Origin of the sequence: Tardiphaga robiniae (assembly GCF_013359755.1) — a bacterium.
GTDB lineage: Bacteria > Pseudomonadota > Alphaproteobacteria > Rhizobiales > Xanthobacteraceae > Tardiphaga > Tardiphaga robiniae.
In genome coordinates this window covers 1-465 of the sequence record NZ_JABMCJ010000051.1, presented here as the reverse complement: position 1 = coordinate 465, position 465 = coordinate 1, and the positions used below count along the sequence as shown (strand labels likewise).

1 protein-coding gene is annotated in these 465 nt (G+C 56.8%); it reads left to right on the top strand.

The genetic code is table 11. The annotated features are described in order from the left end of the window. A partial coding sequence (locus HP556_RS00310) for a phage minor tail protein L (RefSeq protein WP_478134435.1) occupies nt 1–465 on the top strand: 465 nt, incomplete at both ends.

The window sequence follows — 465 nt, the reverse complement described above, 5'->3', positions numbered from 1 at the left end:
GTGGTGAACTGATGCAGGATATCCGGCAGGAAACACTGAATGAATGCACCCGTGCGGAGCAGTCGGCCAGCGTGGTGCTCTGGGAAATCGACCTGACAGAGGTCGGTGGAGAACGTTATTTTTTCTGTAATGAGCAGAACGAAAAAGGTGAGCCGGTCACCTGGCAGGGGCGACAGTATCAGCCGTATCCCATTCAGGGGAGCGGTTTTGAACTGAATGGCAAAGGCACCAGTACGCGCCCCACGCTGACGGTTTCTAACCTGTACGGTATGGTCACCGGGATGGCGGAAGATATGCAGAGTCTGGTCGGCGGAACGGTGGTCCGGCGTAAGGTTTACGCCCGTTTTCTGGATGCGGTGAACTTCGTCAACGGAAACAGTTACGCCGATCCGGAGCAGGAGGTGATCAGCCGCTGGCGCATTGAGCAGTGCAGCGAACTGAGCGCGGTGAGTGCCTCCTTTGTAC